The sequence below is a fragment of the Nocardioides lentus genome, from assembly GCF_039529515.1.
In the GTDB taxonomy this organism is placed as follows: Bacteria; Actinomycetota; Actinomycetes; order Propionibacteriales; family Nocardioidaceae; genus Nocardioides; species Nocardioides lentus.
The window spans coordinates 93568-115569 of record NZ_BAAAMY010000001.1 but is presented as its reverse complement, the minus strand read 5'-3'; the positions used below and the strand labels follow the sequence as shown (position 1 = coordinate 115569).

The following is a 22002-nucleotide window of genomic DNA, read 5'->3' as shown; positions in this document are numbered from 1 at the left end:
CCTCTTCGCGCCTCGACCTCCGGGTGATCGGAGGTCGAGGTGTGAGGTCGCTCAGCGACCGAGCCACGAGACCCGGTGGGCTGCTCGGGGGGTCTCGTGGCTCCTCGGCTCGTGCCTCGCCTCCTCGCGCCTCGACCTCCGGCGGCCCCGCCCCGCCTCTTCGCGCCTCGACCTCCGGGTGATCGGAGGTCGAGGTGTGAGGTCGCTCAGCGACCGAGCCACGAGACCCGGTGGGCTGCTCGGGGTCTCGTGGCTCCTCGGCTCGTGCCTCGCCTCCTCGCGCCTCGACCTCCGGCGGCCCCGCCCCGCCTCTTCGCGCCCCGACCTCCGGGTGATCGGAGGTCGAGGTGCGAGGTCGCTCAGCGACCGAGCCACGAGACCCGGTGGGCTGCTCGGGGTCTCGTGGCTCCTCGGCTCGTGCCTCGCCTCCTCGCGCCTCGACCTCCGGCGGCCCCGCCTCGCCTCCTCGCGCCTCGACCTCCGGGCGACCGAGCCACGAGACCCGGTGGGTCGAGGCTCAGTCGTGCTGCAGGGCGGTGAGGCGGCGCTGCACCTGGTCGCCGAGCTCGACCTGGGTGTCCAGGTCGAAGCGGACGCCGTGGATCGTGCCGGTGAAGCGGTTGTGCACCGGGGCGTAGTCGTCGGTGACGGGTGAGCCGCGGTCGACGCCGACGTTGGTGGTCTCGTCGAAGGCGAAGTAGTACGCCGTGGTCTGCGGCACGCGCCCCTGCGCGACCTCGACGCCGTCGACCTCGAGGCACACGTCGGCGGCGTCGCCGGGCGGACCCCCGGCGTACGCGAACCGCATCGCCACCTCGTGGGCGCCCGGGGCCAGCGGCTGCTCGGCGCGCACGGTGGTCAGCTCGCGGCCGTAGCAGTTGTAGGCGTAGGACAGGCGCCCGTCGACGACGTACAGCGACCAGCCGCCGAAGCGTCCGCCCTGCGCGACCAGCACGCCCGCGTCGGAGCCCGACGCGGCGTCGAGGCGCACGGTGATCACGTGGGAGCGGTTCTTGACGTTGGGTGCGGCCTCCTCGGTGAGCCGGCCGGTGCGCGGGCCGAGCTCGATGGAGGTGCGGCCGTGGTGGAGGTCGAGGCGGCCGGCGATGGCCGGGTTCTCGCGCTCGGTGACGCGGTCGTCGAGCGGGAACACCTGGTGGCGGCTGGCCTCGATCAGGAAGATGTCGCGCAGCGCGCGCAGCTGGTCGGGGCCCTCCGCGGCGACGTCGAAGGCCTGCGACCAGTCGACGTCGGTGTGGTACAGCTCCCAGACGTCCTCCTCGAAGGGCCGGTCGCCGCCGTCGACCATCAGCCACGGCGTGCCGTGACGGGTGACCGCCATCCAGCCCGCGTGGTAGATCCCGCGGTTGCCGACCATCTCGAAGTACTGCGTCACCCGCCGGTCGGCGGCCTCGGCGTCGTCGAAGGTGTAGGCCATCGACACGCCCTCGATCACCTGCTGGGTGACGCCGTTGACGGTCGTGGGGTGCGGCAGCCCGGTGACCTCGAGGATCGTCGGCAGCACGTCGATCACGTGGTGCCACTGGTGGCGCACCTCGCCGCGCGCGGCGATCCCCTGGGGCCAGTGCACGATCAGCCCGTCGCGGGTGCCTCCGAGGTGGGAGGCGACCTGCTTGGTCCAGGGGTAGGGCGTGTTCATCGCGCACGCCCAGCCCGCCGGGTAGATCCCGTACGTCGTGGGGTCGCCGAAGGCCTCCAGCTCGGCGTGCATCGCGGCGGTGTCGTCGGCGATGCCGTGGCCGACGAGGTGCTCGCGCAGCGTGCCCTCCGGGCCGCCCTCGCCGGACGCGCCGTTGTCGCCGAGCATGTAGACGAAGATCGTCTCGTCCAGCACCCCGAGTCGCTCGAGCTCCTCGACGACCCGCCCGACCTGGGTGTCGGCGTGCTCGGCGAACCCGGCGTACGTCTCCATGAAGCGCGCGGCGACCTCGCGCTCCATCTCGTTCATCTCCCACCAGTGCGGCAGGCCGTCGGCCCACGGCGCGAGCACGGTGTCGCGGGGGACCAGGCCGAGCTCCTTCTGGCGGGCGAGGATCTCGGTGCGCATGTCGTCCCAGCCCTCGTCGAAGCGGCCGGCGTACTTGTCGCGCCACTCCTTCGCGACGTGGAAGGGCGCGTGCGTGGCGCCGAGCGCGAGGTAGGTGAAGAACGGCTGGTCGGGGGTGATCGCGCGGTGGTCGCGGATCCAGTCGATGGTGTGGTCGACCAGGTCCTCGGTGAGGTGGTAGCCGTCCTCGGGCAGGCGGTCGGGCTCGACCGGGGTGGTCCCGGAGTAGAGCTGGGGGTACCAGTGGTTCATCTCCGCGCCCATGAACCCGTAGAAGCTGCCGAAGCCCTCGCCCGTCGGCCAGCGGTGGAACGGCCCGCTCCGCGTCACCTCGACCGGCGGGGTCTGGTGCCACTTGCCGAACGCCGCGGTGGCGTAGCCGTTGCCCGAGAGGATCTGCGCCATCGTCGCGGCCGAGGAGGGGCGGAAGCCGGTGTAGCCGGGCTCGAGCGTCGACATCTCGGAGGTCACGCCCATGCCGACGGAGTGGTGGTTGCGCCCGGTCATCAGCGCCTGCCGGGTCGGGGAGCACAGCGCGGTGACGTGGAAGCGGCTGTAGCGCAGCCCGCCGTCCGCGAGCCGCTCGGCGGTCGGCATCTCGCACGGCCCGCCGTACGGGCTGGAGGCGCCGAAGCCCATGTCGTCGACCAGCACGAGCACCACGTTGGGCGCGCCCGCGGGCGGGCGCACCGGCTGGATCGGCTCGTGGTGCGTGCCCTTCGCGCCCGGGAACCCGGACAGGTGCGCGGCGGCACGGGCGCTCGCGTCGTCGGTGGCCGTGCGGATGCCGATCGGCAGGTTGCGGCGGCCGGGGTTGGGCCAGGAGGGGTACGACGGGCGCGAGCCGTCGACGGGGGTCTCGTCGGTCACGGGGCCAGACCACCACACCCGCCCCCGGACGCGCGCAGGGACTCTCCGAGGGGGGCTCAGGTGGTACGTCGCGCGGCGGGTCGGCTCAGTCGACGACGACCGCGGACCCGTCACCATGCGGCCGTCGGTGACGTCGAGCGTGCTCTTCGACAGGTCGGCGAGCTGGTGCCGGCAGCGGCGCGAGGTCGCGAACGGCTCGCCGTCGCGGTTGCCGACCGCCCACGGCCCGGTGCGGCGGGAGCGATCCGGCGCGGACCTTGTGGCCGGTGAGCCCCGGCTGGGAGGGTCCGTCCCATGGGAGGAGGGCAGGACCGCACCCGCTTCCGCGGCCTGCGCAGGCCCGCGGAGGCGCAGCTCGCGACGGTGCTCGCCGAGGCCCTGTCCCGGCGGGGCCTGACCCTCTCGGAGACGCGGGAGGCCCTCGCCCACCGCGGTCAGTCGGTCAGCCTGGCGACGCTGAGCTACTGGCGCTCCGGCCAGCGCACCCCGGAGGGCGCGGTGTCCTTCGACGTCCTGGACTGCCTCGACGAGATCCTGCACCTGGAGCCCGGCACCTTGCGCGCGAGCGTGGGGCCGGGCCGCCGGCTCAGCCCGGGCGCGGACGACTACGTCGAGCTGACCGACCTCGTGCGGACCGGTGACGCCGCGGGTCGCGCGCTCGCCGCGATGGGCCTCGAGGACGTCGAGGAGGCGGTGGCGAAGGAGTACGTGATGGTGGCCGTGGACGTCGACCGTCGCGGCCAGGAGACACGCTGCGTCGTGCGCAGCCGCATCAGGGCCCTCCGCGACGGGGTCGACCGCCGACCGCTGGTGATCGACGCCGGGGAGCCGCTGCGCGAGGTCGTCACCCTCACCGGCACCCGCGGGTGCCGGACCGGTCGGACCCACGTGGACCTGCAGGCCGGCCTGCTGGTCTTCGAGATGCTGCTCGAGCGGCCGCTCCTGGTCGGCGAGACCGCGACGTTCGAGTACGAGGTGGGCCTGGCCGACACCAGCGAGCCCGAGACCGAGTTCGTCTGGCACTGCGCCCACCGGGTCGGCGAGGTCGAGGTCTGGGTCCGGTTCGACCCGGCGCGGCTGCCCGCGACGGCCGAGGTCTTCACCGTGCAGGCCGACGGCGAGCGCCGCGCCACGTCGGTGGACATGGACCGGAGCACCTCGCTGGTCTCCGCCGTCCGCCACTTCGGCCCCGGCACGGTGGGGGCCGCGTGGACCTGGCCGACCCCTTCACTCGGGACCCCGGGTATGTGAATCCCGGTCTCCTACGGTGGGCGAGCCACGTCGGTGATCCGCCCGGTGCCCGGGGGGGAGGGGCGGATCCCGACGTGTCGCGTGCGGGGTCAGTCCTCCGAGACCTGCACCCGGAAGGTGTCGCGCTTCGTGTGGAGGTCCCACAGCTTCTCGGCGAGCACGGCCGGGTCCTTCTCGTCGTCGCCCTCGACGATGGCGCCGCCGATGATGAGCTGGCCGACGTAGATGCCCTCCTCGCCGAGCACCTCGTGCAGCAGCTCGGCGTAGGCCGCCTGCCCGGCGAAGGCGATGGAGGTGCCGGTGACGTTGCGGCCCGGCTTCACCGCGGAGCCGCCGTTGACGAAGAGGATCGAGCCCGTGTCCTCGCCGAGGAAGCGCATGCCCGGCACGACCTGGTGGACGGCGGCCACGGGGCCGTAGATGGAGAACTCGACCGGGCCGACGAGGTCGGCCGGGGTGGTCTCCAGCACCGGGCGCATGAAGTCCTTCTGCGGCAGCGGGGAGTACTGGAGCACCTCGATGGGGCCGAGGGTCTCGGTCACCTGCTCGAGGGCCGTGGCGATGGACGCGGGGTCGCGCACGTCGGCCGCGAAGCCCTGGGCGCGCACCCCCTCCTCCGCCAGCTCGGCGGCCAGGGCGTCGAGCCGGCCCTGGTGCCGGGAGATCAGCCCCACGGCGTACCCCTCGGCGGCGAAGCGGCGGGCCACCGCCGCTCCCAGTCCTCGTCCGGCTCCGATGATCGCGATCGTCGTCATGGCCGTCCTAATGCGCGTGGAGCCTGAACCCTTCCGTGGCGTCCGGTTCGTGGACACCCTGCTCGCCCCGGGCGTCGGGCGTCGGACCCCTTGACGGTGTGTGGTCGGACCGCTTGGGTTGTCCCACCGTCCGCACGGTGGGCTCGGCCACCGCGACGGCGCCGCCCACCGTCGTCCGGCGTCGAGGAGTCCAGGTCGAGCTCTCGCTCCGACCTGTGAGGAACCAATGACCTGGTCCCGTCCCACCCGATCGCTCGCCGCGCTGGCCGGCGCCGGGGTCGTGCTCGCCACGCTCCCCGCACTCGCCGGCCCGGCCCTGACCGCCTCCGCCGCCCCCGGCGACAACGGCCAGTGGTCCGGCACGAAGCCCTACGCCCTGTCCGGCGGCGTCACGAAGCCCGTCCACTCCTACGCCGACGCCATCCGCGAGACCGTCTACGTGCTCGCCCCCGACTTCGACGGCGACGGCGAGCAGGACCGCGTCGCCGCCGACATCGTGCGACCGGTCGAGCTCGACCGCGCGGGCGTCGACGTGCCGGTCGTCATGGACGCCAGCCCCTACTACCTCTCCATCGGCCGCGGCAACGAGGCCGAGAAGAAGACGTACGACGAGGCCGGCAACCCGGCGCTCACCCCGCTGTTCTACGACAACTACTTCGTGCCGCGCGGCTACGGCTACGTCGCCGTCGACGCGGCCGGCACCGGTCGCTCCACCGGCTGCGTCGACGAGGGCGGCAAGTCCGACGTCGGGTCCGTCAAGGCCGTCGTCGAGTGGCTCAACGGCAACGCCGAGGCGGTGGACGCCGACGGCGAGCCCGTCGAGGCCGACTGGACCAACGGCAAGACCGGCATGATCGGCAAGTCCTACGACGGGACGCTGGCCAACGGCGTCGCCGCCACGGGCGTCGAGGGCCTCGAGACGATCGTCCCGATCTCGGCGATCAGCTCCTGGTACGACTACTCCCGCAGCCAGGACCTGCCCTTCTCCTGGAACTACGCCCGCGGCCTGTCCGAGCGCGTCGCCGCGGACCGCACCGAGGACGTCGACTGCACCGCGACGTACGACCGGCTCTCGGCCGAGGACGACGACGAGACCGGGCAGTACAACGCCTTCTGGGCCGAGCGCGACCACCGCGACGGCCCGGTCACCAACGCCGACAACGTGACGGCGAGCGTCTTCGTCTTCCACGGCCTGCAGGACCTCAATGTGAAGACCGACCACTTCTCGAAGTGGTGGGACCGGCTCGGCGAGAACGGCGTGGAGCGCAAGCTGTGGCTCTCCCGTCTGGGTCACGTCGACCCGTTCGACTCCGACCGCGAGCGCTGGGTGAGCGTGCTGCACCGCTGGTTCGACAACCAGCTGCAGGGCGTCGCCAACGGCATCCGCCGGGAGGCCCCGGTCGACGTCGAGGTCGCGCCCGACACGTGGATCACGCAGCAGCAGTGGCCCGCCGGCAAGCGCACGATCCTGCGGCCCACCGGCCAGGGCACCCTGGTCGAGGGCAAGGCCGGCACCGGCACCCGGTCCTGGCTCAACGCCCCGCAGCAGACCGAGGCCGCCGCCCTGTCGGCCGGCACCGAGGCCAACCGCCTGCTCTTCGCCTCCGCCCCGCTCAAGCGCACCGTCCGCATGTCCGGCGCCGCCGAGGCGCGCCTGCGGATCACCAGCACGGCCCCCGTCGGCCAGGTCGGCGTGATGCTCGTCGACTACGGCCTCGGCGAGCGCGTGCTCGCCACCGGTGACGGCGCCCGCACCACGCAGGAGCAGAGCTGCGTCGGGTCGTCGGTCTCCTACGACGACGCCTGCTACTACCGGATGACCCGCAACCTCGGCACCACCCCGCTGCAGGTGCTGGGTCGCGGCTGGGCCCGTCTCGACGGCGCCGGCACCCGCACGGTCACGGTCGAGCTCGACGCGGACGACGCCCGCGTCCAGGCGGGCCACCGCCTCGGCGTCGTGCTCGTCGGCGCCGCCCCGAGCCGCCTGCGCAACGTGGACACCTCCGCCACGTCGCGCTACACGGTCGACCTGTCGCGGTCGCGCATCGAGGTGCCGGGGGTCGTCCCGGTCGTGACGCAGCGCCAGAGCGCCCGCCCGGCGCAGGGCTGGCTGCCCACCCTCGACGAGGTCGTGCCCGGCACGGTCGCGCCGCGGACCCAGGGCTTCCAGCTGCCCCGCTGACGCCCGCCGCACCACCGGCCCCGGCCCGTCGTCCCCACGGACGGCGGGCCGGTGCCGCGCCCGGCCCCGTCGTACGCGCGTGGGCGGGTGTCGCTGCTCCGTCTGGTCGGGGCCGGGTGGGGTACCGGCGGCCATGAACTCCTCCAGCCCCGAGGCCGGCACCACCGCGCGCCTGGCCGAGCTCGCCGACGGCGAGCGCATCTGCATGCTGACGACCCTGGACGCCGACGGCCGCCTGGTGTCGCGCCCGATGGCCCACCAGCAGGTCACCGACGTGGCCGAGCTGTGGTTCTTCGCCGAGCGCGACTCCCGCAAGGTCGCCCACGTCCGCGGCAACTCCCACGTCGGCCTGACCATCGCGTCGGCGGACACGTGGATCTCGATCGACGGCACCGCCGAGGTCGTGGACGACACCGCCAAGGCCAAGGAGCTGTGGAACCCCTGGGTCGAGGCCTGGCTCCCGCAGGGCCCCGAGGACCACAGCGTCGTGCTGCTGAAGGTCACCGGCGACACCGGCGAGTACTGGGACACCCCCGGTGGTCGCGTCTCGTCGGCCGTCAGCCTGGTGAAGGCCAAGCTCACCGGCGAGCGCTACGAGGGTGGCGAGAACGAGCGCGTCGACCTGTGAGCCCCTGGGCACACTGGTGAGGTGAGCCCACTCCCCGCCGGTCCAGGTCCCGCCCCCGTCGTCGTGATCGGAGCGGGCCTGGCCGGCGCCGCGTGTGCCGGCGAGCTCGTCGGAGCCGGCGTGCCCGTGCGCGTGCTCGACCGCGGCCGCCGACCCGGCGGGCGGATGAGCGGCAAGCGGCTACCCGGTCTCGCGGAGCGCGAGGCCGACGTCGGTGCGTCGTACTTCACCGTGACCGACGACGGCTTCGCCGAGGTCGCCGAGGACTGGCGCCGCCGCGGCCTGGCGCGGCCCTGGACCGACACCTTCAGCGTGCTGGCCCCCGGCGAGCCCGCCTCCGACAAGGACGGCCCGACCCGCTGGGGCGGCACCGAGGGCCTCCGCGCGCTGGTCGACGACGTGCTCGAGCCCGTCATCGCGGGCGGTGCGCTGGAGCAGCACGAGGTCGTCTCGGTCTCGCGCGGCGACGACGGCGGTCTGCTCGTCGACGGCGAGCCCGCGAGCGCGGTCGTGCTCGCGATGCCCGACCCGCAGGCGGTGCGCCTGCTCGGACCCGGCCTCGACGACGTCGCCGCCGTGCTCACCCGCGAGTGGGAGCCCGTGCTGGCGCTCGCCGCCCGCTGGGAGCGCCGCACCTGGGACACCGTCTCGCCGTCCGGCACCTTCCACGGCGCCTTCGTCAACGACGACCACGTGCTCGCCTGGATCGCCGACGACGGCCGCCGCCGCGGCGACGACGCCCCGGTGGTGGTGGCGCACTCGACCCCCGAGCTCGCCCGGCAGCACCTCGACGACCCCGCCGGCGCCGCCCCCGTGATGACGATGGCCCTCGCCTCGCTCCTCGACGCGCCCGACCCGACCGAGGCCCGGGTGCAGCGCTGGACCTTCGCGAAGCCCACCGGCGAGCGACCCGAGCCCTTCCACCTCAGCGCTGTGGGCGACGGCTGGGTCGGCGTCTGCGGCGACGGCTGGGGCGAGACCTCCAAGGTCGAGACCGCCTGGCGCTCCGGCGTCGACCTCGCGCACGCGCTCGTCGCCGAGCTGGGCTGACCACCGCCCTCCGCCTTCCGCCGGTCGAGCAGCTCGCGAGCTCTAGGAGCGGGCGGCGTCGAGACCGCCGAGGGGCTCGGGGGTCGGCGCCCGACTCGCCGGGTCTCGTGGCTCCTCGTCTCGTTCCTCGACTCGGAGCACCTCGACCTCCGGGGTGGGAGGTGGTCGAGCAGCTCGGGAGTCTGGGAGCGGGCGGCGTCGAGACCGCCGAGGGGCTCGGGGGTCGGCGCCCGGTTCGCCGGGTCTCGTGGCTCTTCGTCTCGTTCCTCGACTCGGAGCACCTCGACCTCCGGGGTGGGAGGTGGTCGGGCAGCTCGCGAGCTCGGCGAGCGGGCGGCGTCGAGGCCGCCGGTGGGCTCGGGTGGGTGTCCGGCTCGCCGGGTCTCGTGGCTCCTCGTCTCGTTCCTCGACTCGGAGCACCTCGACCTCCGGGGTGGGAGGTGGTCGAGCAGCTCGCGAGCTCGGCGAGCGCGCGGCGTCGAGACCGCCGAGGGGCTCGGGGGTCGGCGCCCGACTCGCCGGGTCTCGTGGCTCCTCGTCTCGTTCCTCGACTCGGAGCACCTCGACCTCCGGGGTGGGAGGTGGTCGAGCAGCTCGCGAGCTCGGCGAGCGCGCGTCGTCGAGACCGCTGCCACTCGTCCGTCGGGGTCGCGGACGCACTGCCGACCGCGGGCCGGAGATCAGCGGTCGAGGAGGACCCCGGCCTGCGAGCAGGCCCCACCCAGGAGGGTCCAGTCGCTCATCGGGTTCCCCAGGGCGACCCCCTGCTGGGAGTCCGGCAAGTCGACGATCGTCTGCACCTCCGGCTCCATCTCCTCGACGGTCACCTGGTCCTGCAGCTCGGCCACCCGGTCGCGGGAGCGGTTGAAGACCGGCGCCATCGTGCCGACCCCCGGCCCGTCCATGGCCTCCTGGTAGGCGGACGACACCTCCCCGACCGTCTCGCAGATCTCGATGTCGGCTGCGCTGGGCTCCGGCTCGTCCTCGCCGCAGGCGACGGTCGTGGACAGCAGGACGGAGAGCAGCACCGGGACTCCGAGACGCATGCTGCCGAGCGTAGGCGCCCGGGACCGGAGAAGGGGGTGCGGTGGACCGTCCCCGGATGCTCGTGATCCGGACCGGGTTCCACGGCTGCTCAGCTCGTCTCCCGCCTCGTCGCACCTCGACCGCCGGTGGGGGACCGTCGGTGGGTCCTACCCCGCGCCCGGCCTCAGTCCCGGGGGAGGATCCCCGCGAACCGCACGAGGAAGTCCCTCACCCGCGCCAGCTCGTCGGCGTCGTAGGAGGCGAGCGCGGCCTCGAGGGCCTCGCCCTGCGGACCGTAGAACGCGTTCGCCCGCTCGTGGGCGGCCGCGGTCGGGCGCAGGGTGACGATCCGGCGGTCGTCGTGCTCGCGGGAGCGGGTCACCAGGCCGCGGGCCTCGAGGCGGTTGACCAGGGCGTTGGTCGCCCCGGACGTCATGGACATCCGGCGCGACAGCCCGGCCGGGGACAAGGGGGCGCCGCACCTCTGGGCGTAGAGCAGCTCGCCGAGGGCCAGGCCGTCGGTGGCCGGGAGCTCCATCGCGCGGGCGAAGGCGTGGCCGGCGTCCTGGTAGGCCACGGCGTAGCCCCGCAGTGCCTCCAGCACCTCGGACCTCACGTCGACCACGCGGTGATCCTGCCAGCCGGGGCGGCGCCCCTCACACGGCCCGCGTGGCGACTCCGCGGGCGAACTGGTAGTCGGGGAGCGCGGGCTCGTGCTTCTCGCTCGTGAGCAGGTGGCGCTGGGCGAACCCGCGCACCGGACCCCACGCGGCGACCCGGTGGAACGCCCGAACGCCCCGCACCCCGGCCCGCGTCGAGGGGTGGATGATCCGGGCGCCGCCGGGCGGCAGCCCCTGGGCGCTGTCGGCGTAGCGGCGCAGGAGGTCCTCGTAGCGGCGGAAGGCGCCCGCGGGGGAGTCGCCGCCGGTGGTGACGTCGCGGGCGAGCTCGCCGGTCAGCACGTGCGCGCCGACGAGCGCGAGGGTGGTGCCCATGCCGGTCGGTCCGGAGCCCCACGCGGCGTCGCCGACCAGGGCGACGCGGCCGGTGCTCCACGGGGAGACGACGACCTGCTCCATGCGCTGGGCGTAGAACTCCTCGGGCCGCGCCGCGAAGCCCTCGAGGATCCGGTCCGTCTGCCAGCCCGCGCCGCGGAAGCGCTCGCGCAGGATCGTCAGCTGCGACTCGACCGGCAGCGACTCGAAGCCCATCGGCTCGGACTCGAAGGACAGGCTCGCGCGGACGCTGCCGACGTTGTCGGGCCGGATGGAGGCGACGCGGCCGCCGAGGGCGGTGAACCAGTCCCAGTAGTCGGTGTCGGCGTCGGTCCGGTCGAGGGTGCCGTAGGTGATGGTGACCCCGCGGTCGCGGTACTCGGTGTGGTCGGCGAGCAGCAGGCGTCGGGTCCTCGAGCTGCGGCCCTCGGCGACGAGCAGCAGGTCGTAGCGCTCCTCGCGGCCGCTGTCGAAGGTCACGTCGACGCCGGCTGCGTCCTGCGCGACGGCGGTGACGTAGTCGCCCTGGCGGACCTCGACGCCGTTCGGGACCCGGTCGAGCAGGAGGCCCGCGAGCGTGCCGCGGAGGATCTCGACCTCGGCGGTGGGCCCGTCCTGGCCCTCGACGCGGGGGAACTCGGCATAGGGCCGTCCGGAGCCGTCGACGAAGCGGGTGCCCTCCTCGCCGGTGAGGTTCGCCATCACGACGTCCTCGAGATCCATCCGGCGCAGGACCTCGCGCCCCAGGCCGCGGACGTCGATGTTCTGGCCCGCCTGCCGGCGCTCGGGCGAGCGCTCGAGGAGGGTCACGTCGAAGCCGGCGCGGTCCAGGCCCCACGCCAGGGTCGGGCCGGCGATGCTGGCGCCGGTCACGAGCACGCGCGGGGCGGTGCGGGGGCGAGCGGTCATGGCTGCTCCTCTGTTTGCTTCACGAGTAGGTCGCTTCACTGTGAAGTTACCAGGTGGTTGGTCAGGGGAGGCTCTCCCCGACGCAGGCGACGGTGAGCCGGCCGAACGCGTCGGTGCCGGCGGGCTCGGCGATCGGACCCTCCTCCGCGAGCGCGAGGACGTCCTCGACCGCCGGGCGGAGGGCGGCGACGGTCACGTCGTCGGCGACGGCGGCCACGTCGTCGCGGGCCCCGGCGTACACCCGGCCCATGCGCACGGACCCGTCCGTCTTCGACCGGTCGAACAGGTCGACGACCCGGGTGCCGATCTCGCAGACCTCGGTGTCGGCGGAGGCGGGGGCGGGCTCCTCCCCACCTCCGCCGCAGGCCGTGGCCGCGACTAGGAGGAGACCGAGCAGGGCGGCGGTGGGGCGCATGGGGCGAGGGTAGGCGGGTCTAGGGGAGGCCCTCCGCGTTGCAGGCCGCGGACAGCCGGAGCCAGGCGTCGGTCGGCGGCTCGTCGCGCGGGCCGGTGTCGGGCAGCTCGACGACGTCGCGGGTCGCGGCTCGCAGCGCACCCAGCGTGATGCCGCCCTCGACCTCGGCCAGGTCCGCGCGGCCGGCGTCCCACAGGCCCGACGCCGCGGCGGGGTCGTCGGTCTCGAGGGCGGCGGCGTAGTCGCTGAGCACCCGCACGGTGGTCTCGCAGACGGCCACGTCGTCCTCGGAGTACGCCGGGTCCTCGGCGCCGCAGCCGGCCGCCAGCAGCAGGGCCGCGAGCAGCGCCGGTGCGGCGGACCATCCGATCTGCCGGGGCCGCCCGCAGCGAGCCGGGACCGGGGCGTGGATCGGGGTCGACGTCACGGGAGCAGGCCGGCGTCGTCGCAGCCGAGCAGCAGCGCCCGCCACGCCGCGGGGGGCGTCGAGCCGTTGCGGACGTCGGGCAGGCCGGCGACCTCCCGGACCGGGGCCGTGAGGCGGGCGTAGGTGACCTGGTCGGCGACACGGTCGACCCGGTCCCGTTGCGCGTCCTGGTCGAGCACCTCCTCCTCGACCACCGCGACGGCGGCCGCGCAGACCTCGACGTCCGCGGCGGCGGGTCGCGACTGGTCACCGCACGCGCTCGCGGCCGTCGCGAGCAGGCCGAGCGCGAGCAGGGTCAGGCGGGGCACGCATCGAGCGTAGGCAGGTCGGAACACCCCCGGTGACGACGCCGTTGCGACTTTCATGACCCACAACACGTACGACGTCGCCGGCCGCTCCGTCCTCGTCACCGGGGGCGGCTCCGGGATCGGGCGCGCGATCGCCCGCGCCTTCGCCGACAACGGCGCCCGCGTCGCGGTCGCGGGCCGCCGCCGCGAGCCGCTGGCCGAGACCCTCGCCGACGTGCCGGAGGACCGCGCGCTGATCGTCGAGGCCGACGTCGCCGACGACGACTCCGCGGCCGCGATGGTCCGCACGGTCGTCGACACGTTCGGGTCGCTCGACGTCGTGGTCAACAACGCCGCCGACTACGTCAACGGCCCCTTCGCCGACCTGTCGCTCGAGCGCTGGCAGCAGATCCGCTCGGTCAACGTGGACGGGTTCGTCCACGTCGCCCGCCACGCGCTGCCCGAGCTGGAGCGCTCGGGCGGCAACCTCGTCGTCGTCGGGTCCGTCTCGGGCATGGCCGGCGACTGGGGCCAGGCGGCCTACAACGCGACGAAGGCCGCGATCATGAACTTCGTGCAGTCCCTCGCCCTCGACTACGGCGAGCGCGGCGTGCGCGTCAACGCCGTCGCCCCGGCGCTCACCATCACCGCGCTGACCCAGGCCGTCGAGGACGACCCCGAGGCGCTGGCCGCGGCCAACAACCGCGTCGCCCTCGGCCGTCCCGGCCGGCCCGACGACATCGCCCCGGCGGTGCTGTGGCTGGCCAGCGACGACGCGGCGTACGTGACCGGCGCGTGGCTGCCCGTCGACGGCGGCACCACCGCCAGCACCGGCCAGGCGCACTGACGCGGCAGCCGCCGCGCCTCCTCAGACCCCGAGGTCGTCCAGGCGGCCGACCACCGCGGAGGCGGCCTCGCGCAGGGCGGTCTGCTCGGCGACGGTGAGGGCCTCGAGGAGCACCCGTCGGACGCGGGCGACGTGGGCGGGGGCGGCCGCGACGAGGTGGGCGTGGCCGGCCTCGGTGAGGACGGCGCGGGTGTAGCGCCGGTCCTCCCGGTCGGGCTCGCGTCGCGCCCACCCACGGCGCTCGAGGCGCTTCACGAGGTGGGACAGGCGTGAGAGTTCGCAGTGGGCCAGCTCGGCGAGGCGGCTCATCCTCACGCTGTGGCCGGGCTGGTCGGCGAGGCCGGCGAGCACGTAGTACTCGGTGAGGCTGAGGCCCGAGTCCCGCGTCAGCTGGGTCTCCAGGGCGGCCGGCAGCCGGCGTACGAGGGCGTCGACGGCGCGCCAGGTCGCTATCTCCTCGGTGCTCAGCCACCCGTCGTCCGCCACGCCGCGAGCGTAGGCGCGAGGGAGGGGTTGAACATTCATGTGCTCCGTGCGAGTCTTCACGTGAACGTTCACGTCATGCCCCGCGAGCCGAGGAGTGCCGATGTCCGCCGAGGTCACCGTGACCAAGGACCCCGCCCGCCGCCGCTACGAGGCGCACCTCGACGGCGACACGGTCGCGGGGTTCGTCGACTACCAGGAGACCGCCGAGCTGGTGCTCCTGCAGCACACCGAGGTCGACCCGTCGTACGAGGGACGCGGGGTCGGCAGCGCGCTGGCCCGCGCCTCGCTCGACGACGTGCGGGCCTCGGGGCTGAAGGCGCTGGTGATCTGCCCGTTCATCAGCGGCTGGGTCCGCCACCATCCCGAGTACGGCGACCTGCTCTACAACGCGCCGCCGTCGCGGGTCACGGACTGAGGGCGGGAGCGTCGTGGTGAGGAGCATCGGCGCGGCCTGGGACTGGCCGCGGCTGCGGGTCGCGGACTGGACCGAGACCCGCGACACGCTGCACATGTGGACGCAGGTCCTCGGCAAGATCCGGCTCTCGCAGTCGCCCCTGCTCAACCACTGGTGGCAGGTGACCCTGTACGTCGGGCCCCGCGGCCTGACGACCGGCCCGATCCCGCACGCCGGCGGCCTGTTCGACATGGAGCTCGACGTCGTCGGGCGGCGGCTGCTGGTGCGCAGCAGCGCCGGCGAGGAGCGGACGGTGCCGCTGTCGTCGCGGCCGGTCGCGGACTTCTACGCCGAGACGATGGCGGCGCTCGACGCGCTGGGCATCGACGTGGTCATCGACGTGCGGCCCAACGAGGTCGACCCGGCCATCCCGTTCCCCGACGACCGCGTGCACACGACGTACGACGCGGAGGCGGCGCAGCTGTTCTGGGGGCAGCTGGTGCAGGCGCACCGCGGGCTGGAGGTGTTCCGGTCCCACTTCGTCGGCAAGGTCAGCCCGGTCCACTTCTTCTGGGGCGCGATGGACCTCGCCTGCACCCGCTTCTCGGGTCGCGACGCCCCCGAGCACCCCGGCGGTGCGCCCAACTGCGGCGACTGGGTGATGGTGGAGGGCTACTCGCGCGAGCTGAGCAGCGCGGGCTTCTGGCCGGGCGGGGGCGAGGAGGGGGCGTTCTACGCCTACGCCTACCCCGAGCCCGAGGGCTTCGCCGAGCACGCGGTGGGCCCGGCGGCGGCGTACTACAGCCGGGAGAACGGCCAGTTCCTGCTGCCCTACGAGGCGGTGGCCGACGCCGCGGACCCGGACCGGACGCTGCAGGAGTTCCTCCACACCACCTACCGGGCGGCCGCCGATCACGGCGGCTGGGACCCGGCCCTGGAGGACGACCCGGGCCGCTGGCCCCAGCACCGGCCCGGCCGCGCCTGACCGTCAGGCGCGCTCGAGCAGGAACAGCGGGATGAGCCGGTCGGTCTTCTGCTGGTACTCGCCGTACGTCGGCCAGGTGGCGACAGCGTGGGCCCACCAGTCGTCGCGCTCGGGGCCGGCGGGCAGCTCGCGCGCGGTGTAGGAGTGCACCTCGGGCCCGTCCTGGAGGTCGACGACGGGGTGGGCGCGGAAGTTGTCGGCCCAGGCGGGGTCGTCCTCGGCACCGCCCTTGGAGGCGACGGCGAGGTAGGCGCCGTCGCGCTCGACGCGCATGGTCGGGTTCTTGCGCAGGTTGCCCGACTTCACGCCGACCGAGGTGATGACCACGATGAGGTCGTCGGTGCCGGGCAGCGTGTTGGCGCGCTCGCCGCCCGACGCCTCGTACTCCGCGACCTGGTCGCGGACCCACTCGGCCGGGCTGGGGACGTAGGTACCGGTGAGAGTCATGTCACGTCCAACCCGGCTCGCTCGCCCGACATTCCGGGGCGCGCCGGATCGGCGTGTCGCGTCCCGGGGCCGCCGAGTCGGCCCGGATGCGCACGTTCCGTACGCCGAGTCGGCCCGGATGCGCACCCGTCCCGTCCGGGCTCGTCCCCACCTGAATCGGTTTACACAGCCGACTCACACGCGACACGCGCGGTGTCGGTCGCGCTGTTGGAGTGAGCCTCGCCCGCGGACCCGCCGCGGGCGGGGAGGACAGACCACACATGACACGCACGAGGGTGGTGCGCGGCGTCAGCGCCGCGGCGGTCGCGGCACTGGTGAGCGGCGGCCTGTACGCCGGCGCGCCGGCGCAGGCGATCAGCACCGTCACCACCGACAACGGGGCGACGTGGAACGTCAACGACGCCCGCCGCCCGGGCCTCGACACCGGGAGCATCCGCAACGTCACGCAGTCGCGGATGGAGGCCTTCGGCAGCCTGTTCCTCAACACCTCAGACGGCGCCGACGAGCCGCGGATGGACGACCAGATGCTGCGCGGCTTCGGCCTGACGCCGACCGGGGGCGGGGGCTACACCTCGACCCGCGCCGTACGCCTCGGCGACGTCGCCGTCACCCGCCGCCTCGAGATCGACGCCGCCTCGGGCGCGGCGATGTTCTTCGACACCTTCACCTCGACCGCCACCGAGCCGCAGCGGGTGGAGGTCTCCTTCGGCGGCAGCCTCGGGTACGGCGTGGCACCGGGCACCCAGGGCGCCGTGCGCGCCTCCGGCGACGGCGACACCGAGCTCGACACCGACGACGAGTGGGCCGTCGCGGCCCCCGACGGCGCCAACCTCCGCGCCACCGGGGTGGTGCTGGGCTCGCCCGGCGGGCAGCCGCTGGACCGCCTCGGCGACCAGCAGAACGACCCGTTCGCCACGGCGTACGAGACCACCGGCAGCGACGCCAACGACCCCGGGTTCGTGCGGGCGCTCGACCTCGAGCCGGGGGAGACCGAGTCGCTGGCCCACTTCGTGGTGGTCGGAGCGACGGGCGCGACCGCGGCGACGATCACCGCGACCGAGGCGCTCGCGGCGACGCCGGACTTCGGCGACCTGTCGGTCGACGAGACCTGCACGCTGGTCAACTGGGACCTCGCGGAGGTGCCCGGGTTCGACCCGGCGTCGTGCGCGGGCGCGCAGCCGATCCAGCTGCCCGACGCGCAGACCGACCCCGAGGCGGGCACCGACGTCGCTTACGACGTGGTCGGCCGGACCATCGACGAGCTGTCCGCGGACCTCGCCGACGGCACGGTGACCTCCGTGGAGCTGACGCAGGCCTACCTCGACCGCATCGCGGCGTACGACGGGGGCGCGCTGGGGTTCAACGCGTTCATCACTGTCGCCGAGGACGCGCTGGCGCAGGCCCGCGAGGCCGACGCGGCGCGGGCGGCGGGCGAGGACGGGGCGCTGCTCGGCATCCCGCTGTCGATCAAGGACAACTACGACACGTTCGACATGCCGACGACCAACGGCACCCGGGCGCTGGCCGACTGGCGGCCCGACACCGACGCGTTCCAGGTCGCGGCGCTGCGCCGGGCCGGCGCGGTGATCATCGGCAAGACGACGCTGTCGGAGTTCGCCAACTCGGGCTCGTTCAGCGAGAGCGGCTTCAAGCAGGCGTGGAACGGGCTCTACCCGTCGAAGACGTCGTTCGGCTCCAGCGGCGGGTCGGCGACCTCGGTCGCGACGAGCATGGCGGCGGCGACGATGGGCTCGCAGACGGGCGTCTCGCTCTACGCGCCGACGACCGGCGCCGGGCTGACCACCTTCCGCGGCACCGACGGCCTCACCTCCACCGGCGGGATCCTGCCGCTGACGTGGGCCTCGGACTTCGGCGGCCCGATCGCACGCACGGTCACCGACCTCGCCCACCTGCTCGACGCCACGGCGACCCGGACGACGGGCAACAACCCCGACGACCTGCTGACCTCGCGCGTCGACAACTCCCTGCGCCCCGAGGCCTTCTCGCCGGCGCTCGACGCCGACGCACTGGCGGGCAAGACGATCGGCTTCCTGCCGTCGTCGTTCCAGTCGACCTCGGTGGCCGACGACACCGCGGGCCCGGTGGCGCTGGCGCAGGCGCGGCAGGCGCTGACCGCCGCGGGCGCGACGGTGACGGAGATGACGGGCTCGGCGACCAACCCGCCGAGCACCACGACCGGCAGCGCGTCGGTCGAGGGCTGGGAGCGTTACATCGCCGAGCACCCGGACTTCCCGTTCGCCGACCGCAACGGGATCCTCGGCTCCCCGCAGAACCTGCCCTACAACGTGTCGAACCCGTCGTCCGCGACCGGGCTCGACGACGCCAACACCGAGGCGTTCCTGGCGCGGCGCGACACCTACAAGGCCAACGTCGCGGCCTGGATGGACGCCAACGACGTCGACGCCGTCATCTACCCGGGCTTCCTGACCAGCGCGGGCAACAACGACGCCTCCTCGGCCGTGCTCAGCTCGGACCGCGCGTCCGGCGTGCTGACCTCGGCGGCCGGCGTGCCGACCGTGGTCGTGCCGATCGGCGCCAACGACGACGGACAGTCCAACGCGATCCAGATCGTGGGCCGCGCGTGGAGCGACGCGGAGGTCTTGGGCATGGGCTACGCGCTCGAGCAGGAGGCCCAGGCCGACCCGCTGAGCGACTACGCCCCGGCGCTGCCCTTCAGCGGCCCGGCGGAGTCGGTGACCACCGTGAGCCTGGACCGGACGGCCGCGCCCTTCGGCGCGACCGTGCCTGCGACGGTGACCGTGGACAGCGACCCCGCCGCCACCGGCCCGGTCTCCGTCGAGGTCGCCGGTCGCACCGTGGTCGGCACGCTCGACGGCGGTGTCGCCGAGGTCGAGCTGCCCGACGACATCCCCGTCGGCACCCACGTGGTGACGGCGTCGTACGCCGGCACCGAGACCGTCGCGGCCAGCGAGGCCACCGCGCAGCTGCGGGTCAACCGCGCCCGGCCCGTCGTACGGGGGAACCTGCCGCGGCAGAGCGTGAACGCGTCGGTCCGGGCGCCGTTCGTGATCGTGCTGCGCGCCCCGGCTGCGGCCGAGGTCGCCGTACAGAACGGTGGGCGGGTGCTGCTGACCCGCGAGGTGCCGTCCGACGGTCGTGTGCGGGTGACCCTGCCGCGGCTCGGGGCCGGGACGTACGACCTCCGGGCGCGCGTGCTGCCGAACGAGAGCCTGACCGGCGCTCGGAGCGAGCCGGTGCGGTTGCGGGTACGGCGCTGAGCGCCTGAGGTGATGGATCGGGGCCGGGCGCGGGAGCGCCCGGCCCCGGTCGCGTCATAGGCGGCGGACTGACGGACTGATCGCGGCAGATCCGGACACCGCGCTGAACCGTTCTTGCGGGCGCACCAACCTTGGGTCCCGCTCCGGCAGGTCAAGTCTGGGCAGAGCGGTGGGACTGGCTACCCCGGCCTCGGAGTAAGAACAGTCCGGATGGCTACGGGCTAGCCGCTCCTACCAAGCGCCATCTCCATCAGAATGGTCACCGCACTGCACGCTGATGTGGTTGCCGCGGCTAGGCCGACCTTACCTACGGTCGCGCGCAGACGTCTCAGCCCGGCGCAGAACTCCCCCGGGCGTCGGGTGCGCGCTGCTCCCAACTCTCGCGCACGTTCTGTACCGCCAGATCTTCCTCGAGGCGCTCGCCGGCCGAGACGTCGGTGACAGCGCTTTGAACCTCGCCCAATAGCCGGAGGACGTCCTCAAGACTGAGACCGTCTGCTGCCGTGACAGTGGCTCTCAGCCCCACTTCCGTCGGTCCGGTCGGTTGACTGACGTCACTTGGCGGGTCCGTCGATCCGACTAGTTCGTGCCCGTTATGGGTAGACGGCTGGTCTAGAGAGAATCTGAGCGCACGCGCGGAAGCGCTTGTCCGTAGTGCGATGGTGGGAGGACGTTCGGGTGATCTCGGGACTCTGGAGGTACCAAAACGGAAGGCGAGAACGACGCCCGCCGAAGTGGCCGGCTTCGCTCAGCAATGAGGGCGAGAGGACGCGACAGGTGTCTGCGTGTGTGCCCTGGCGAGGTCCGGGACAGGTTCCAGGAGTAGGCCACGCCCAGGGTAAACTGCTCAGCGTGGTCGTAAGTGACGCATTTCCTTTCGACATGAAGTCATCCAGCGTCGGAGCCGGGTGAGAGGCTGTCGGCTCCTCCCCACTGGAAAGGGCTGACGCGTGACCGACAGCTTCCGCCCGATCCACTACCTCGGGAACAAGTCGCGGATCCTCGACCAGATCGAGGATGCGGTCGCCCGTCTAGTGGGCGAGCGCACCGGGTCGGTAGTGGATCTGTTTGCCGGCAGCGGGGTCGTCTCGCGGCGCCTGGCCCGGCACCGGCCAGTCCACAGCGTTGACGTCCAGGAGTACTCCAGCGTTCTGGCCCGGGCCCAGTCCCGACCGCATGCCTTCACGCCAGGGGCGCGTGAGGCTCTCCTGACCGACGCCGCCAAGTTCGCCGCGGAGATCCTCGACGGTGCCGTGGGCGACCTCGCCGACCTGGAGGACGCGGCCGGTGAGTTCGACCCCGCCCTCGCAGCGGCGGTGATGGAACGTGGGTCGATCGCCGCTTGGTCTGCCTCCGGTGGTCACCAGCGGGAGCCCGTTGACGAGTTGGACAGGCTGCTGTCCGAGGCCGCGAAAGCGCTAACCGACCACCCCGCCGCCGCGATGTCGCGCTACTACGGCGGTGTTTACTTCGGCTACCGGCAGGCAGCGTGGCTCGACGCCCTGATGCGGGCCCGCACGTCGCTCCCGTCGGCCGCTCGCGACACCGCCACCGCGGCCGTCCTTGGCACCGCCAGCGAGCTGACTAACAGCGTCGGCAATCACTTCGCCCAACCGCTCCGCGTCACGGCCTCCGACGGGACGCTCAAGACCGGACCGTTGCGCGCGGCGGTGAAGCGGCGGCGCCGGGACGCAATGACGACGTTCAACGAGCTGCTCCTGCGGTGGTCGGGCCTCGAGCCGACGCCCTTCGCGGTGCGTACGGTCCGCAGCGACTTCCGCGACGTCGTCGCCGAGCTGCCGGCCGACGTCCGGGTCGTGTACGCCGACCCGCCGTACACCCGGGATCACTACAGCCGCTTCTACCACGTGCTTGAGACCCTCGCCCTGGGCGACGACCCGGGGCTGTCGACGTCGACCATCGGCGGCGTGACGCTGCCCAGCCGCGGGCTCTACCGCGAGCGCCGCCACCAGTCGCCATTCAGCATCATCAGCGAGGCGCCCGGCGCGCTGGACCTGATCTGCACGGCGCTGGCTGAGCGTGACGTCGCCCTGCTGCTCAGTTACTCCCCGGTCCCGGACTCCTCCAAGCCGCGCGACCGGGTGATGACCATGGACACGGTCCTGGAGGTCGTGGGCGCGTCGTTCGCGCAGGTTGAGGTGAGCACCCCCGACCAGATCAGCCACTCGAAGTTCAATGCCGCACACCTCAACGCCGAGGTGACCCAGGGCGCCGAGGTGCTGATCTCCGCCTGGAGCTAGAGAGGCGGCTCGGGTGCCGAGAGCAGCGGGCAGCCCGGCCACGCGTCCTGGAGGGTGGCGAGGTCGAGGGTCTCCCGCCGCAGCCGGTTGCCGCCCGGAGCGGGGTAGCTGGCCAGGAGCGCATCGAGCTCGTCGAATCCGACCTGACCCGGGAGGCGGAACAGGTACAGGTACGCGCCGCTGTCGAGCTCGAGGAACACGGCGATCGGCGCCTGTTCACCGGGGTGCGGGAGGCCGGTGGCCGCCGCGAGCTCGAAGTAGTAGTTCGTGCTTCTGGGCTTGAACCTGCCCAACCTCGTCTCGAGCTCGCCCAGCGTCCCGTCCGGCTCGACCGGGGTGAGCATGAGCTCGGTCTTGCCGTTCTCAACACCGAAGTACGTCTCGAACAGCTCCTTGGTGAAGTTGGCCTGGCTGAACATCGATGCGCCGTAGTGGGTCGAGTCCGGGTTGGTGAATTTC

Annotated in this window: 20 protein-coding genes; 9 read left to right on the top strand and 11 right to left on the bottom strand. The window is 73.4% G+C overall.

Translation table 11 applies throughout. The annotated features are described in order from the left end of the window. Window positions 1-517 precede the first annotated feature (517 nt). Window positions 518-2938, bottom strand: coding sequence for a sulfatase-like hydrolase/transferase (locus ABD158_RS00550; protein WP_344002188.1), 2421 nt, complete (start codon window positions 2936-2938; stop codon window positions 518-520). 294 nt (window positions 2939-3232) lie between these two features. Here ABD158_RS00550 and ABD158_RS00545 point away from each other — a divergent pair, with 294 nt between their 5' ends. Next, window positions 3233-4189, top strand: coding sequence for a hypothetical protein (locus ABD158_RS00545; protein WP_344002185.1), 957 nt, complete (start codon window positions 3233-3235; stop codon window positions 4187-4189). An 89-nt stretch (window positions 4190-4278) separates the two neighbouring features. Here the strand turns inward: ABD158_RS00545 and ABD158_RS00540 are convergent, their stop codons facing one another. Next, window positions 4279-4944 (bottom strand): SDR family NAD(P)-dependent oxidoreductase, encoded by a 666-nt coding sequence (locus ABD158_RS00540; RefSeq protein ID WP_344002182.1) that lies wholly within the window; start codon window positions 4942-4944, stop codon window positions 4279-4281. Between the two features lie 226 nt (window positions 4945-5170). Here ABD158_RS00540 and ABD158_RS00535 point away from each other — a divergent pair, with 226 nt between their 5' ends. The 3 genes from ABD158_RS00535 (at window position 5171) to ABD158_RS00525 (ending at window position 8804) form a co-directional block, all read left to right on the top strand. Further along, window positions 5171-7126, top strand: coding sequence for a CocE/NonD family hydrolase (locus tag ABD158_RS00535; RefSeq protein WP_344002179.1), 1956 nt, complete (start codon window positions 5171-5173; stop codon window positions 7124-7126). 133 nt (window positions 7127-7259) lie between these two features. Continuing rightward, window positions 7260-7754, top strand: coding sequence for a pyridoxamine 5'-phosphate oxidase family protein (locus tag ABD158_RS00530; RefSeq protein ID WP_344002177.1), 495 nt, complete (start codon window positions 7260-7262; stop codon window positions 7752-7754). A gap of 21 nt (window positions 7755-7775) precedes the next feature. Continuing rightward, window positions 7776-8804 (top strand): NAD(P)/FAD-dependent oxidoreductase, encoded by a 1029-nt coding sequence (locus ABD158_RS00525; protein ID WP_344002174.1) that lies wholly within the window; start codon window positions 7776-7778, stop codon window positions 8802-8804. Between the two features lie 680 nt (window positions 8805-9484). On the opposite strand, the gene ABD158_RS00520 is transcribed toward ABD158_RS00525, so the two are convergent. The 6 genes from ABD158_RS00520 to ABD158_RS00495 all read right to left on the bottom strand — a co-directional run bounded on the left by ABD158_RS00520 (window position 9485) and on the right by ABD158_RS00495 (window position 12884). After that, a complete protein-coding gene (locus ABD158_RS00520; protein WP_344002171.1) occupies window positions 9485-9850 on the bottom strand; it encodes a hypothetical protein in 366 nt (121 codons plus the stop codon). A gap of 164 nt (window positions 9851-10014) precedes the next feature. Next, entirely contained in the window at window positions 10015-10455 is a 441-nt protein-coding gene (locus tag ABD158_RS00515; protein ID WP_344002168.1) for a MarR family winged helix-turn-helix transcriptional regulator, read from the bottom strand. Window positions 10456-10486: 31 nt separating this feature from the next. Continuing rightward, complete coding sequence (locus ABD158_RS00510) at window positions 10487-11734, bottom strand: FAD-dependent monooxygenase (RefSeq protein ID WP_344002165.1); 1248 nt, start codon at window positions 11732-11734, stop codon at window positions 10487-10489. A 61-nt stretch (window positions 11735-11795) separates the two neighbouring features. Beyond that, the gene (locus tag ABD158_RS00505) at window positions 11796-12149 is read right to left on the bottom strand and encodes a hypothetical protein (protein ID WP_344002162.1); all 354 of its coding nucleotides are present in this window, start codon (window positions 12147-12149) and stop codon (window positions 11796-11798) included. Between the two features lie 19 nt (window positions 12150-12168). Further along, window positions 12169-12576 (bottom strand): hypothetical protein, encoded by a 408-nt coding sequence (locus ABD158_RS00500; RefSeq protein WP_344002159.1) that lies wholly within the window; start codon window positions 12574-12576, stop codon window positions 12169-12171. Then, window positions 12573-12884, bottom strand: a complete 312-nt coding sequence (locus ABD158_RS00495; RefSeq protein WP_344002156.1) for a hypothetical protein — start codon at window positions 12882-12884, stop codon at window positions 12573-12575. Before ABD158_RS00495 ends, ABD158_RS00500 begins: the two co-directional genes overlap by 4 nt. 55 nt (window positions 12885-12939) lie before the next feature. Here ABD158_RS00495 and budC point away from each other — a divergent pair, with 55 nt between their 5' ends. Continuing rightward, entirely contained in the window at window positions 12940-13710 is a 771-nt protein-coding gene (gene budC / locus ABD158_RS00490) for a meso-2,3-butanediol dehydrogenase (RefSeq protein WP_344002153.1), read from the top strand. Window positions 13711-13731: 21 nt separating this feature from the next. Here budC and ABD158_RS00485 read toward each other — a convergent pair whose 3' ends face one another. After that, a complete protein-coding gene (locus tag ABD158_RS00485; RefSeq protein WP_344002150.1) occupies window positions 13732-14196 on the bottom strand; it encodes a MarR family winged helix-turn-helix transcriptional regulator in 465 nt (154 codons plus the stop codon). A gap of 100 nt (window positions 14197-14296) precedes the next feature. Here ABD158_RS00485 and ABD158_RS00480 point away from each other — a divergent pair, with 100 nt between their 5' ends. Continuing rightward, window positions 14297-14611: a GNAT family N-acetyltransferase gene (locus ABD158_RS00480; protein WP_344002147.1), complete on the top strand. Its 315-nt coding sequence runs from the start codon at window positions 14297-14299 to the stop codon at window positions 14609-14611. Window positions 14612-14627: 16 nt separating this feature from the next. Further along, complete coding sequence (locus ABD158_RS00475) at window positions 14628-15575, top strand: DUF5996 family protein (RefSeq protein ID WP_344002144.1); 948 nt, start codon at window positions 14628-14630, stop codon at window positions 15573-15575. Between the two features lie 3 nt (window positions 15576-15578). On the opposite strand, the gene ABD158_RS00470 is transcribed toward ABD158_RS00475, so the two are convergent. Next, a complete protein-coding gene (locus ABD158_RS00470; RefSeq protein ID WP_344002141.1) occupies window positions 15579-16022 on the bottom strand; it encodes a nitroreductase family deazaflavin-dependent oxidoreductase in 444 nt (147 codons plus the stop codon). Between the two features lie 260 nt (window positions 16023-16282). Here ABD158_RS00470 and ABD158_RS00465 point away from each other — a divergent pair, with 260 nt between their 5' ends. Beyond that, window positions 16283-19282, top strand: a complete 3000-nt coding sequence (locus tag ABD158_RS00465) for an amidase family protein (protein WP_344002139.1) — start codon at window positions 16283-16285, stop codon at window positions 19280-19282. 950 nt (window positions 19283-20232) lie between these two features. Next, the gene (locus ABD158_RS00460) at window positions 20233-21543 is read left to right on the top strand and encodes a DNA adenine methylase (protein WP_344002137.1); all 1311 of its coding nucleotides are present in this window, start codon (window positions 20233-20235) and stop codon (window positions 21541-21543) included. On the opposite strand, the gene ABD158_RS00455 is transcribed toward ABD158_RS00460, so the two are convergent. Beyond that, on the bottom strand, window positions 21540-22002 hold a 463-nt coding region (locus ABD158_RS00455; RefSeq protein WP_344002134.1), incomplete at its 5' end, for a hypothetical protein. The genes ABD158_RS00460 and ABD158_RS00455 overlap by 4 nt on opposite strands.